Origin of the sequence: Paenibacillus darwinianus (assembly GCF_000598065.1) — a bacterium.
In the GTDB taxonomy this organism is placed as follows: domain Bacteria; phylum Bacillota; class Bacilli; order Paenibacillales; family Paenibacillaceae; genus Paenibacillus_I; species Paenibacillus_I darwinianus.
The window spans coordinates 23,714-36,328 of the sequence record NZ_KK082143.1 but is presented as its reverse complement, the minus strand read 5'-3'; the positions used below and the strand labels follow the sequence as shown (position 1 = coordinate 36,328).

13 protein-coding genes, 1 pseudogene and 1 riboswitch are annotated in these 12,615 nt (G+C 57.7%); all 14 genes and pseudogenes read right to left on the bottom strand.

Annotated features, from left to right (window positions below):
• Positions 1-939, bottom strand: a 939-nt coding sequence (locus tag BG52_RS05195) for a D-alanyl-D-alanine carboxypeptidase family protein (protein WP_397310896.1), incomplete at its 3' end; no start/stop codon positions are given.
• A gap of 196 nt (positions 940-1,135) precedes the next feature.
• Positions 1,136-1,711, bottom strand: a complete 576-nt coding sequence (gene ytfJ, locus BG52_RS05190) for a GerW family sporulation protein (protein ID WP_081793606.1) — start codon at positions 1,709-1,711, stop codon at positions 1,136-1,138.
• 72 nt (positions 1,712-1,783) lie between these two features.
• Entirely contained in the window at positions 1,784-2,362 is a 579-nt protein-coding gene (locus BG52_RS05185; RefSeq protein WP_144340739.1) for a DUF2953 domain-containing protein, read from the bottom strand.
• A gap of 260 nt (positions 2,363-2,622) precedes the next feature.
• A complete protein-coding gene (scpB, locus tag BG52_RS05180) occupies positions 2,623-3,231 on the bottom strand; it encodes an SMC-Scp complex subunit ScpB (protein ID WP_036585177.1) in 609 nt (202 codons plus the stop codon).
• A complete protein-coding gene (locus tag BG52_RS05175; RefSeq protein WP_036585176.1) occupies positions 3,200-3,982 on the bottom strand; it encodes a segregation and condensation protein A in 783 nt (260 codons plus the stop codon). Before BG52_RS05175 ends, scpB begins: the two co-directional genes overlap by 32 nt.
• Before the next feature lie 23 nt (positions 3,983-4,005).
• On the bottom strand, positions 4,006-4,476 hold the full coding sequence (gene ribH, locus BG52_RS05170; RefSeq protein ID WP_036585175.1) for a 6,7-dimethyl-8-ribityllumazine synthase: 471 nt from the start codon (positions 4,474-4,476) through the stop codon (positions 4,006-4,008).
• A 32-nt stretch (positions 4,477-4,508) separates the two neighbouring features.
• Positions 4,509-5,723 (bottom strand): bifunctional 3,4-dihydroxy-2-butanone-4-phosphate synthase/GTP cyclohydrolase II, encoded by a 1,215-nt coding sequence (locus BG52_RS05165; RefSeq protein WP_036585174.1) that lies wholly within the window; start codon positions 5,721-5,723, stop codon positions 4,509-4,511.
• Between the two features lie 37 nt (positions 5,724-5,760).
• Positions 5,761-6,432, bottom strand: a complete 672-nt coding sequence (gene ribE, locus BG52_RS05160) for a riboflavin synthase (RefSeq protein ID WP_036585173.1) — start codon at positions 6,430-6,432, stop codon at positions 5,761-5,763.
• A 51-nt stretch (positions 6,433-6,483) separates the two neighbouring features.
• The gene (ribD, locus tag BG52_RS05155) at positions 6,484-7,584 is read right to left on the bottom strand and encodes a bifunctional diaminohydroxyphosphoribosylaminopyrimidine deaminase/5-amino-6-(5-phosphoribosylamino)uracil reductase RibD (RefSeq protein ID WP_223298921.1); all 1,101 of its coding nucleotides are present in this window, start codon (positions 7,582-7,584) and stop codon (positions 6,484-6,486) included.
• Positions 7,585-7,722: 138 nt separating this feature from the next.
• Positions 7,723-7,916, bottom strand: a riboswitch (FMN riboswitch).
• A gap of 217 nt (positions 7,917-8,133) precedes the next feature.
• On the bottom strand, positions 8,134-8,565 hold the full coding sequence (locus tag BG52_RS05150) for a peptidylprolyl isomerase (protein ID WP_036585167.1): 432 nt from the start codon (positions 8,563-8,565) through the stop codon (positions 8,134-8,136).
• Between the two features lie 135 nt (positions 8,566-8,700).
• Complete coding sequence (gene lysA / locus BG52_RS05145) at positions 8,701-10,032, bottom strand: diaminopimelate decarboxylase (RefSeq protein ID WP_036585165.1); 1,332 nt, start codon at positions 10,030-10,032, stop codon at positions 8,701-8,703.
• Between the two features lie 123 nt (positions 10,033-10,155).
• Complete coding sequence (locus tag BG52_RS05140) at positions 10,156-11,778, bottom strand: spore germination protein (protein ID WP_081793605.1); 1,623 nt, start codon at positions 11,776-11,778, stop codon at positions 10,156-10,158.
• 35 nt (positions 11,779-11,813) lie between these two features.
• Positions 11,814-12,242, bottom strand: coding sequence for a stage V sporulation protein AB (locus BG52_RS05135; RefSeq protein WP_036585163.1), 429 nt, complete (start codon positions 12,240-12,242; stop codon positions 11,814-11,816).
• Positions 12,235-12,615: pseudogene (locus BG52_RS05130) on the bottom strand (stage V sporulation protein AA); the annotation flags it as partial. The gene BG52_RS05135 and the pseudogene BG52_RS05130, both read right to left, overlap by 8 nt.

The following is a 12,615-nucleotide window of genomic DNA, read 5'->3' as shown; positions in this document are numbered from 1 at the left end:
CAGCCGCGTTCTGACGGCCTGCCGCTCGCCTGCCGCAAGCGGATAACGAAACGCCCGCGCCACCGTCACCTCATACCCGGACAACCTCTGCCCGCTCTCAGCCAACCCATCAAGCGGATAGTTGGCGAATCCCCAATCGAGCAGACGCCGATGATCGACCCAGTCGTCGCCGTCGTTGAGCGTCACTGCGGCCAATTGCTGCCCGTTCCTCGTGGCTGAGCTTACCAGGCAGCGGAACGCCTGTTTCGTGTAGCCGGTTTTCACCCCGTCCGCTCCGTCATACATGGCCAGCATTTTATTTTTGTTGGTCCATTTGTAATCCCAGGCGTCATTCGGGTTGGGAGCCGTTTTGACTCGTGTCTTGACGATATCGCGGAAAACGCCGTTGCGCAGCGCATAAGCCGTCAGCTTGGCCAAATCGTTAGCCGACGAATAATGGTCCGGCTGATCTAGCCCGTGCGGGTTCATAAAACGGGTATGGTCCAGGCCGAGCATCTCTGCCTTTTTATTCATCAAAAAGACGAACCCTTCCTCGGAGCCGCCCACATGCTCGGCGATTGCCGTTGCCGCGTCGTTGCCGGAGCGCAGCATAAGCCCGTAGAGCATATTCTGCAGACTCATTTCCTCTCCGACCTTCAAATAAATGGAGGAGCCTTCCTTGCCCGACGCGCGCCGGCTTGTCCGGACGGCATCGGAAAGCTTGCCGTGCTCGATCGCCACTATGGCGGTCATGATCTTGGTCAAGCTCGCGATTTTCATGCGCTCATTGCCGCGGCTGCTATAGAGAATCCTGCCAGACTCGACATCGATCAATGCAGCCGCCCGAGCGTTCGTAGATATCGAGGACGGCCTGGCCGATGCGCCGCCCGGCGCGGATACAGCCGACGCCAGCAGCCCGGCCGCAAGCAGATAAGCTATCGTTCGCCGCATCATGTCCATCGAACCTCCTAACATCGATACCCGGCATACCGCCTCATGACCGGTCTATTCATTATATGTTGTCTTCTCCCCGGTTATGTCCAAGCCTTTTAAACACGGAAATATTGATCCGTACGTTAACATCAAATAGCGCACCAAACAAAGCAGCCGGCTCGCATGAGCGATGCCGGCTGCTTTATTTTAACGCGAACAAACATTAAATGAAGTTGCCGGAGCCGCTGCTGCCAGTACCGTTACCTGTTGCTCCGGCTCCGGTCGTTCCGGCTCCAGACATGCCGGCTGCTCCCGTTGCGCCCGCCATACCGGTTCCCCCGTTGAGTCCGGCGGTTCCGCTTGTTTGGAACATCGTCGAGGTTCCGGCGTTTGCTCCGCCTTTCAGCATCGATTGCAGCTTGTCCACCACTTTAGGCGCCGAGTCGATCATGCGTTCCCAGAGATGCGTGGAATTATCGAGCGAAACGATTTTAACGCCATGCGAGCCAACGACAAGAAACGCGATCGGCGTGATCGAGACGCCGCCGCCGCTGCCGCCGCCGAAAGGCAGCGATACCGACGCGTTATGCTCTTCAATCGTTGCGCTCGTTCCCCCGCTGCCGTCGAAGCGAATGTCGCTGCCGCCGGCGACGAAGCCGAAGCCAACCTTCGAGATCGGCATAATGACGCTGCCGTCCGGTGTCTGGACCGGATCGCCTACGATCGTATTGACGTCGACCATCTCTTTAATGCTCTCCATTGCTGTTTCCATCAATCCTTGAATCGGATGCTCCATCATCATATCGGTTCAACCTCCTGTATGATCGTAATTCTGCGCTTATAGCTTGCCCCTTCGTCGGAATGTTATGCTCTAGACGCGGCGCGGCTGGAGGTCTTTCAGCAAGCGGAACCAGCCGGACAGCCCGCCCTTTGCCCGCCCCGCATGAATCAGCAGCCGGACGCCGGACATAGCGACTGCTGCGACGCGAATTTTCGCTTTGAATTGCAGCCTGGTAGAGAATGCTGTCGCGTTAAACAAAGGAGTGACGCTCATTTCCGGCGATGTCTGAAGCCGGACAAGCTGGGACAATACGCCGAGCGCGGATGTCTTGACGGACCATGCCAGACCGGTCGTCATGGCGGTCGATACCGCATCTCCCGTTCCGACGGTTGTCGTCCAACTCCATTCCTTCAGCCGGATGTTGCGTAGCATCCGCTTCACAACCTCGGTTAGGTCGAGGGTGAAGCGAAGCATGTCACGCACCTTCTCGAATGTGTTTTTAACGGTTTCCGCATCCACCGATTCCTCTGTGGATGTGCCGGAGTTCACGCCGAGCGAGTGGCCCCTCCGGTCCGTTTGCAGCTTGACGCTACTTCCCCTGAACCGTGCGAACGGAATGACGAGATGGTACCTGACCATGCCCCAAAGGAGCTTTATATCAAACTGCACATGATCGTCCTGGCCCCGGCGGCTCACACGACCCAGTACAACGATGTCGGATAAGCAAAAAGCCGTAACGAGCAAAAAAAAGAGACCTGCGGCCGTCCATCCGAATAGCGTGCCTCCAAGCAGGGCTGTTCACCTCGCTTTCCTGAAGTTGTCGCTATTAGTATGGCTTGGCTCGCAATTCTCATGCGAAAGGAATGCGATTGTCGGTTGCAGAAGACCGCACCATAAAGACCGAAGGAATAAAAACTCTTGCCTGCAGGCTACTCTTTCACTTTGTATTCATCGAGCGTAATCTGAACGCTATCCAGCTTCTCGAACAGCATCTGGGTCTGCTCCTCCAGCAGCGCCTGCTCGTCCACGGACGACGGCTCGGGCAGCGCCCCCAGCCCCGCGAGACCAAAATAGTCAAGGAATGATTTTGTCGTTCCGTACAGAATCGGCCGGCCGATCGCCTCCGCGCGCCCGACCTCCTCGATCAGATCCTTGTTCACCAGCGAATGCAGGGCGCGTTCGCTCTTCACGCCGCGTATTTCCTCAATCTCGACACGGGTGATCGGCTGGCGGTAAGCGACGATGGACAGTGTCTCAAGCGCGGCTTGCGACAGGCTTTGCCGCCCTGGCGTGTACGCCATCCGCTCGAAATACACCGCATGCTCGGGCAGCGTCGTAAACCGGTACGCGCCCGCGACCTCCGCGATCCGGATGCCCCGTCCGCCGACCGCCAGCTCGCTGCGAAGCTGCTCGACTGCGTCTTTGATGAGTTCCAAATCGGCCTCCGTAATCTCGGCGAGCTGCTTGACGCCGATTCCCTCGTCTCCCGCCATGAACAGCAGGCCTTCAATAATCGACTTCAAACTCGGAAAGTCCACCCTCTAACGCTTCCCCTTTCCAATGAATGACGATATCGTCAAACAACCGATGTTGAAAACATTGAATTTGCTTCATCTTCATCAGCTCGAGAATGGCAAGAAACGTCACGACGATCTCCTGCCTGTCCATCTCCTGCCGAATGAGCTTGGAGAAGCGTACCATCTCGTTGTCCCTAAGCAAATCGACGATATCCCGAATCCGGTCCTTAACCGAAATTTCATCGCGTTTGACCGTGGACACGATATTTCGGCGGGCCGCTTTGCGGAGCGCTTTCTGGAATGCGACGATCAGATCGTTCACATGCAGACCCTTCACCGGATTGGCCGGCACGGACGGCATGAAAGGCGTCAAATCCTCCGGCTCTTTGGTGAATACTAGCCCCCGCTCCGTCTCGAGATCCCGCAGCTGCTCGGCAATGAGCTTGAATTTCCGATACTCGACCAGCTTCTGAATCAGCTCATCCCGCGGATCAAGCCCGTCGTCGCCCCATTCATCCATGTAGTCACCCTCGATGATCGGCGGCTTCGGCAGCAGCAACTTGCTCTTCATCGCCAGCAGCGTGGCGGCCATCACCAGAAATTCGCTCGTCAGTTCCAGCTCCAACTGCTGCATCGCGTTCAGGTAGGCCATGTATTGGTCGGTTATTTCACTGACCGAAATATCGTGGATGTCGATTTCAGCCTTATCGATGAGATGCAGCAGCAAATCCAGCGGTCCTTCGAACGTTTCCAGCTTGTAATGAACCGTCACGCCAGCTTCCTCCTATTATTCGCTTAACCTCTGAGCGCGCTCGTCAGGTTCGCCATCTCGATGGCGGATACGGCCGCTTCCCAGCCTTTGTTCCCGGCTTTCGTTCCGGCCCGCTCAACCGCCTGCTCGATCGAATCCGTCGTCAGCACGCCGAAAATCGTCGGCACGCCGGTTTTCAATGCGATGGCCGCCACGCCCTTGGCCGCTTCGTTGCACACATAGTCAAAGTGCGGCGTTGACCCCCGAATGACTGCGCCAAGCGTAACGACGGCGTCGTATTTGCCGCTCTCCGCCATCTTCTGCGCGATGAAAGGAATTTCAAAGGCGCCCGGAACCCAAGCAATTTCCACCTCGTCTTCGCCGGCACCATGACGCTTGAAGGCGTCGAGCGCGCCGCTCAGCAGCTTGCCGGTTATGAACTCGTTGAACCGTCCGACAACGATCCCGTATTTCAAGCCTTGCGATACTAAATTGCCCTCATAGATTTTCGCCATGTTTGTCTCATCCTTTATATCGGTTTGTAGGTTCAATTGTTGAAATCGAGCAAGTGGCCAAGCTTCGATTGCTTGGTGTGCAAATAGTCCGCATTGTCCTCGTTCTCCTGCATTTGCAGCGGCACCCGCTCGACTACTTCAATGCCGTAGCCTTCGAGGCCCTTGATCTTGCGCGGGTTGTTTGTCAGCAGCCGCATCTTGCGGACCCCGAGATCCTTCAGAATTTGCGCGCCGATCCCGTAATCCCGCAGATCGGGTTTGAAGCCCAATTTAATATTCGCGTCAACCGTGTCGAATCCCTGCTCCTGCAGGGCGTAAGCCTTCAGCTTATTGATCAGGCCGATGCCGCGGCCCTCCTGGCGCATGTACAGCAGCACACCGTTGCCGGCCTCGTCGATTTGTCGCAAGGCGGCGTCAAGCTGAGGACCGCAATCGCAGCGGTGGGAATGGAATACGTCGCCGGTCAGGCATTCGGAGTGCACGCGCACAAGGGTCGGCGTCTTCTCATCGATCTGTCCTTTCACCAGCGCCACATGCTCCTTGCCGTCGACTTCATTCGTATAGGCCACGGCCCGGAACACACCGTAGTCTGTCGGCATCTTGACGTCGACCACCTGCTGGACGAGCTTTTCCTTCTCATTCCGGTACCGGATCAAATCCTGGATCGTAATCAGCTTTAGCCCGTGCTTCTCGCGGAACTTCATCAGGTCGGGCAGGCGAGCCATTGTGCCGTCCTCGTTGATCACCTCGCAGATGACGGCAGCCGGGTATGAGCCGCACATCCGGGCGAGATCGATCGCCGCTTCGGTGTGGCCCGCCCGGCGCAGCACGCCGCCCTTTTTGGCGACCAGCGGAAAAATATGCCCCGGACGCCGGAAATCGGACGGCCTCGTCCTCGGGTCGATGATCGCCTTGACCGTCTGCGAACGTTCGAACGCGGAAATGCCGGTGGTCGTCGAGACGTGGTCGACCGATACGGTGAAAGCGGTGCCGTGATAATCCGTATTATGGCTCACCATCGGCGGCAGGTCCAACTGCTCTGCCCTCTCCTGCGAGATCGGCACGCATACGAGCCCGCGCGCTTCGGTAATCATAAAATTGATCACCTCGGGCGTCGCCTTGTCGGCGAGCGCGATGAGGTCGCCCTCATTTTCCCGGTCCTCGTCATCCACCACGATGACCGACTTGCCGAGAATCAGATCGTAGATCGCATCTTCGATCGTATCGAAATTTTCCGTCGGTTTCATTCGTTCTCCCTCCCAATCGTTCTCGATGTTGGCTGCGTTACAGGAATCCGTTATCCGAGAGAAAAGCTGCGCTCAGGCGCACGCCCTCTTCTGCCGGTTTGTCCGCAGCCGCGCGCGGTCCGTAACGCAGCAAATGCTCCACATACTTGCCTAAAATATCGCACTCGACGTTGACCGACTCCCCCGCCTGCTTGTACTGCAGCGCCGTTTGCAGCAGCGTATGTGGAATAATCGACACGCCGAACGTCTCCCCGTTCGTCCGGGCAACCGTCAGGCTGATGCCGTCAATCGTGACGGAGCCGTGGGGCACAATATAACGCATCAAGGCCGAATCGGCCAGCCGAAAATCAAACCAGACCGCGTTCTCCTCCTGCTTGCGCGATACGATCACCGCCGTGCCGTCCGCATGTCCCTGCACGATATGCCCGCCGAACCGCCCGCCGGCCGCCATCGCCCGCTCCAGGTTAACCGGATCACCCGGCTTCAAATCCTTCAGGGTCGAATGACGAAACGTTTGCGGCGTCACATCCATTTTGAATGACCGCCGGTCAAACGACGTGACCGTCAAACAGACGCCGTTGATTGCGATGCTGTCGCCTAGCTTGACTTCCTCAAGCATCAGCGAGGCTTCAACCTCCAGCACCAGCGCCTCGCCTTGCCGAGCGACACGGCGCAGTTTGCCGATCTCTTCTATCAATCCCGTAAACATTTCGGTCATCTCCTCCTACCTGGCCGCCGATTGTATCCACTGGCTGCCCCCTCACCCGTATACCGGATAGCCGGTCACGCAGATGTCGTCGCCGTACGTCTCCACCGTCAACCGCTCAAGACGGACGGCATCCGCCATGCGCGCGAAACCTCCGAAATCGAACAGCCCGGGCGCTTCCGGTCCGCCGATGATTTTGGCAGCATAGAACAGGACGGCTTTATCGATAAGACCTGCCTCCAGCATCGCGCCGTTCAAGCGACCGCCGCCTTCCAGCAGAATCGAGGAGATTTCCCGTTCGCCCAGGCGGCGCATGGCCAGCTTAAGATCGATGCGCTCGCCATCTCCGCAGGCCAGCACCTTGACACCGGCGGCTTCCAGCGCCTTGAAGCGCTCCCGGTCCGCACCCTCCGTCGTGAGCACGACCGTTGGCGCCAATCCGTCGCTGAACAGCTTCGCTGTAAGCGGGAGCCGCAGCTTCGCGTCCGTGACAATCCGGACCGGGTGGATGCCCGGCACGGGCAACCGCGTCGTCAAGGAAGGATCGTCCGCCTGCACCGTGCCTGCGCCGACCATGATCGCTTCATGCGTGTGCCGCAGCGCATGGACGGCGGCGCGCGCCGATTCGCCCGTCACCCAGCGGCTGTCGCCCGTCTTGGACGCGATGCGGCCGTCCAGCGTAGAAGCGGTTTTCAAAGTCACATAAGGAAGTCCTGTCGTAATAAATTTCTCGAACACTTCATTCAGCTTGCGGGACTCCTCCTCCAGCACGCCGGATGTGACATCGATGCCATGAGCCCTCAGCTTGGCCATTCCTCTTCCGGAAACCTGCGGGTTCGGGTCCGAGGCGGCGATGACGACGCGAGCAGCACGGGCCTCGGCGATCCTATCCGCGCACGGCGGCGTTTTGCCGTAATGGCTGCATGGCTCGAGCGTCACATAGACGGTTGCCCCTTCCGCTTCGGATCCCGCCATATTCAACGCGTGCACCTCGGCGTGGCCGGTTCCCCGCTTCAAGTGGCTGCCGACCCCGACAATCCGGCCATCCTTGACGATGACGCAGCCGACCACCGGATTGACGCCGGTCTGGCCCGATGCCTTGGAGGCAAGCTCCAAAGCCAGCCGCATATAATACTCGTCGTTAATCGGTTCGATCAAAGCAAACAACCCCCGCGGGAATGTTTCCCATCGGGGGTTGGAACAAGATAAACGGATAGCGACAAGCTAAAACAAGCCTGCCGTCTTTGTGAAAAAAAATAACAAAGAGGGCTAGCATATTTTAAGCTGCCGAGCCGTTTCCTTCTCCCATCCAGACTATACTGTCGGTCCCGGAATTTCACCAGGTCCACCGTTTCCGCCGCGCATGACCGTAAGGGCATGCTCCGAACAGAACCGGGTCACGGACTGACGCAATGCTCGGCATGCTTTTCCGCCGCCGCCATGCGATCACCGCCGGTAGGGAATTTCACCCAACCCCGAAGGAAAACAGTCTATTTTATTGTGTCCGTCGTCGCTGTGTATAAAGGACAATACGGCAACGATTTGAATTGAATAGTATCACCACAAAATAAAAAAAGCAAGGATTTTCATCCCTTCTCGGCCATTCGGCTGCCGCGAAAATGCTCGGAGCCTGTGCGATCGTCAAGCAAGCCGACCAAAACACGCCCGAAACCTCTACGATCAGGTTCCGGGCGTTTCTTGCCGTTACGCTTCTACGACTTCGACTTTCTCCATCACTTCGCGGCCTTGGAACGCATCAACATGCTCCATGCCTTTCACAACTTTGCCGAACACCGTATGCTGGCCGTCAAGATGCGGCTGCGGCTGGTAGCAAATATAAAACTGGCTGCCTCCCGTATTGCGTCCGGCATGCGCCATTGCAAGCGTACCCCGCTCATGCTTGTTTGAATTGATTTCGCAGTTGATCGTGTAGCCCGGACCGCCGGTGCCGCTGCCGTTCGGACAGCCGCCCTGCGCCACGAAACCCGGGATGACGCGGTGGTAGTTCAAGCCGTTATAGAAGCCCTCGTTCGCCAGCTTCTCGAAGTTAGCTACCGTATTGGGCGCATCCTGATCGAACAAATCGATCACGATTTCCGCGCCGTTCTTCATTTTGATTTTCGCTTGCTTTGCCATGTAGGACTGTCATCTCCTTACGTTTTTACCCATGATACTATAAACCGGGCCCTAGCGCAAAACTACCGCCCCAGGCGAACAAATGGACGAGGCGCTAGGCTCCGTCCGTCAATCTGTCTATCTATCTGCTCTTACTTACTTCGCTGCGCCGGATTTCTGCAGTCTTGCAGGGATCACGTCATTCACGACGATGTCGTCGAGCGATTCGCGCTTCACGGCCAACGACGCTTCGCCATCCTTGACGAATACAACCGCCGGACGGCGGATTCGGTTATAGTTGCTTGCCATTGCGTAGTTGTATGCGCCCGTGCAGAATACGGCGAGCAGGTCGCCCGTCTGTACCTTCGGAAGCTCGAGATCCCAGATCAGCATGTCACCGCTCTCGCAGCACTTGCCGGCGATCGACACGGTCTCTTCCTTCGGATCGTTGGCGCGGTTAGCCAGAACGGCCTCGTATTTCGAATCGTACAGCGCGGGACGCGGATTGTCGGTCATGCCGCCGTCAACGGCCACATATTTGCGCACGCCCGGAATATCCTTACTCGTGCCGACCGTGTACAGGGTGGTGCCAGCGTCGCCGACCATGCTACGGCCCGGCTCGACCCAAATCTCGGGCAGTGGGAATTTCGCTTCCGTGAAATGCGAAATAATCGCATCTGTAATCGCTTTGACGTAGGTGGATACCGGCAGCGGAGCGTCCGCTTCGGTGTAGCGGATGCCGAATCCTCCGCCAAGATTGATGACCTGGAAGGTCAGACCGAGCTCGTCCCGGATTTGCACCGCGAACGCCGCCACTCTGTCAACGGCCATACGGAACCCTTCGACCTCGAAAATCTGCGAGCCGATATGGGAATGCACGCCGAGCACGTTCAGATTGGCAAGCTCCGCGGCTTGTTTGATGCCCTCATAAGCCGCACCGTTGCCCAGATCGAAGCCGAATTTGGAGTCCGTTTGGCCGGTGGAGATGAATTCATGCGTGTGCGCTTCTACCCCAGGCGTAATGCGAAGCAGCACGTTAACCTTTTTGCCCTTCTCGCCCGCGAGCGCGTTCAGCAGATCCAGCTCGATAAAGTTGTCGACGACAAAGCAGCCGATGTTGGCGTCGAGCGCCATGTTGATCTCCTCGGGCGTCTTGTTGTTGCCGTGGAAATGGATGCGCTGGGCCGGGAAGCCGGCTTTCAGCGCCGTATAGAGCTCCCCGTCGGAAACGACGTCGAGCGACAGATTCTCCTGCTCCGCGATGGCGCACATCGCCATCACGCTGAACGCTTTGCTGGCGTAAGCCACCTGGAATTTGAGGCCGGAGGCCCGGAACGCATCCACATATTCACGGGCGCGCTGACGAACGAGCGCCTCGTCCACAATATAAAGCGGCGTGCCGAATTCCGCCGCCAAATCGCGCACGTCACAGCCGCCGATCTCGAGATGACCTTTGGCGTTGATTTTGCTGGTACCATGTAAGTACATCGATTACCCCTCTGCTTTCTTGAAAAAGTATAAATGGATTTGCATCATTTGTACTTTAGTATACCTCATGGCGCGCAGAGGAGAAATGGATAAATTCGCAAATCATTTGTATTTTGCGTGTATCTACGGATTGTCAGGCAGCTTGTCCGACTGCTGCGGCTTCAACAGGCTTGGCCGTTGGCGCTGTTGCAGGAACGGCGGACGGATGATGACGGAGGCCATGCCTTTCGGGTTAAACGGAATGAACGGCCACAAATACGGACGGTTGAACGATCTTTCCATGGCCAGCAGCACGACAAACAGCGTCACGCCAATTACAAAGCCCGGCACCTGAAAAGCGGCGACCGCCACAATGAGCACAAGCCGCATGATGCGGTTCGCCAGGCCTAGCTCGTAACTCGGCGTGGCAAACATGCCGATCGACGCGACGGCCATATACAAAATAACCTCGTTGATGAATAACCCCGTCTTCACGGCGATGTCGCCGATCAGGATAGCTGCAATCAGCGACATGGCAGTCGCGAGCGGCGTAGGCGTATGCACGGCGGCCATGCGCATCAGGTCGACCCCGACCTCTACCAGCAGGAACTGCAGCAGCAGCGGGATTTTCCCGGCATTCGTCGGTCCGATGAAGCTGAGCGCGGACGGCAGCAACTGCGGCTGCAGCACATAGAGAAACCACAGCGGCAGCAGGAAGAGCGAGGCCAGAATGCCGGCATAGCGGACCAACCGCAAATAGCTGCCGATAAAAGGCGTTTGCCGGTTTTCCTCGGCATGCTGCATCAAATCGAAATAGGTAGTCGGCAATATCATGACGCTCGGCGTCGTATCCGTAAACACGGCGACGTTCCCGTTCAGCAGGTGAGATGCCACCACATCGGGCCGCTCCGAGTAGCGGACAAGCGGGAACGGGTTCCAGCCGCGCTTGACCGTCGCCTCCTCCAATTGCTTGTCGGCAAGCGGCAGGCCGTCGGCTTTAAGCACTTCAATTTTCCCCCTGATCGAATCGACCAGCTCCTTGTCGGCTATATCGGCGATATAGGCGATGCAGACATCGGTTTGCGTCCGTTTGCCCACCTTCATGACCTCGTACCGCAGTTCTTTGTCCCGCAGCCGCCTGCGGACAAGCGAGACGTTCACCATCAACGTTTCGGTGAAGCCGTCCCGGCTGCCGCGCACGACGCGCTCGGTCGCTGGCTCATCCGGTCCTCTGGACGGGAAGCTTTTGGCATCGATGACCAGCGCCGCGCCCTCATGCTCGACATAGAAGGCCGTAGAACCCGACAGCACGGCGTCCAGCAACGCATCGAAATCCGTTTCTTTCACGACCTGGGAGGCGGGAACATATTGCTCCATAAAAGCGTGCAGCGCATCAGCGGACAGCTCTTCCGGATGCAGGTAGGTAAGTCGCTTCAGCACCTCCGTAAGGACGCTCCCATCGGATAAGCCGTTCATGAAAAACATCGCGGTGCGCCGGTTGCCGAACGTCATCTCGCGGAGCACCACGTCGAAGCTCGTGTCCAGACCGACCTCCTCCTTCAGCAGACTGCGAAAACGCTCCAGTCTGGAAGGAATCGGGCGGGCGCTATCCTTTCGGGATATATCCACGTGAAGACGGGAGCTCAGAAACGGCTTGGTATCGGTTAAACGTTTCGGTTCCTCGCCTTCGCGGCCGACCGGCATGCCAGCGGGCGTACCTGCAGGCTTTATGGGGGGTTGCCCGGGCTCTTCATTCCATTCGCTCATCTTGTTTCCTCCGTTTTCGGCGCGCCCCCACACCGTTATCGATAGAAGACCAGCCAGTCGAACAACGAGCCGGCTACCTTCCCGAGCACCATAGCCATTACCAGGGCGATCAAATAGTCCGATAAGCGAAGCCGTTTCGCCATAATCGGTAGGACATTCACGACCTCAGTCAGCGCGGCCGCCAGCATGCCGATAAAAACCCCGTCCAGCAATCCGACGGCGGGCAGCAGCAGATGGCGCGGCAAATGCAGCGTCCACCCGAAAAAATCGGCAAAGGTCCAATATACGGCACCGACGACGATCGCCGTCTCGAACCACCGTGATTTGCGGTATGCTTTGGCGAGCTGCGCCAGCCTCGGAATCAGATCGAGAATGACGAGCAGGGCGACAAGCCCGCTCCCGACCGCCACACCACCGGACAGGCCGATCAGGATGACGGCCGCGTGTGCCGCCAACTCAAGCATCCGGATCGTCCCTTTGCCGGTAAGCTCCCTTCAGCTTTCTCATCTCGTCGGCGATCACGTAGGCATTCACATTTTCCTGGTACAGGTACAGCTCGACCTCCAGCGGGTTCGGCTCCTCGTTCAAGCGTTTGCGGAACAGATGATTGAAGAACACGATCATGCCGAGCCCGATCCCGAGCGAATAAGGCACCTGGAACCAGAACGGATGCTCCTTCTTCTCGCCGGTTATCAGCTCCGTGATCCGGATGTGCACCTGATTCATGCTGACATCTGCGTGAAAATTCATAATGGCCAGTCCGGCGCCGAAAAACAGCAGCAGCCAGGCGAAAATGAGCACCAGCCGGTTGGCCCGGACCGGCTTGCCATCGACCAT